2 protein-coding genes are annotated in these 460 nt (G+C 50.0%); one reads left to right on the top strand and one right to left on the bottom strand.

Annotation, left to right across the window (positions count from 1 at the left end; genetic code table 11):
• On the bottom strand, positions 1-205 hold a 205-nt coding region (locus EDM56_RS31090), incomplete at its 3' end, for an SDR family NAD(P)-dependent oxidoreductase (RefSeq protein WP_122921764.1).
• 126 nt (positions 206-331) lie between these two features.
• On the opposite strand from EDM56_RS31090, the gene EDM56_RS31085 reads away from it, so the two are divergent.
• Positions 332-460 (top strand): DUF1540 domain-containing protein (locus EDM56_RS31085; protein ID WP_148040459.1); only part of this gene is annotated, 129 nt, incomplete at its 3' end.

Below are 460 nucleotides of genomic sequence, written 5' to 3'. Positions count from 1 at the left end.
CAAAGGACTTGACCGCTTCATAATCGCTCACGTCCAGACGATAGATGTGCAGGTCGGCAGAATCGGCTTGGGTGCGCAGTTCTTTGAGCCGGATTTCGTTCCTCCCTGTGATCACGACTGCATCGCCCGCCGCCAAATGTCGCAAAGCGAGCGCATAGCCAAGCGCACCACCTCCGCCGGTAATGATGACAAGCTGTTTATCCAAATCAGTCACCTCCTGCTAACAAAGTATCCGGATGGGGAAATTGCTAGTAATTATTCCATAACAAGAATGATTCTCAAGTATAAAGCCTATGCCGTCTGTGAAGGATAGCCGTAGGAGGTGAGGCATATGCCAGTAGTGAAATGCAGCGTCGCAAATTGCACGTATTGGGGAGAAGGCAACAACTGTAACGCAGACAGCATCATGGTAGAAGTGGATGCACACGCGAATGCGAATTACAAAACAGAATTCGCCAGC

Source organism: Brevibacillus fluminis, assembly GCF_003710825.1.
Lineage (GTDB): Bacteria > Bacillota > Bacilli > Brevibacillales > Brevibacillaceae > Brevibacillus_D > Brevibacillus_D fluminis.
This window is presented reverse-complemented; position numbering and strand designations above follow the sequence as displayed.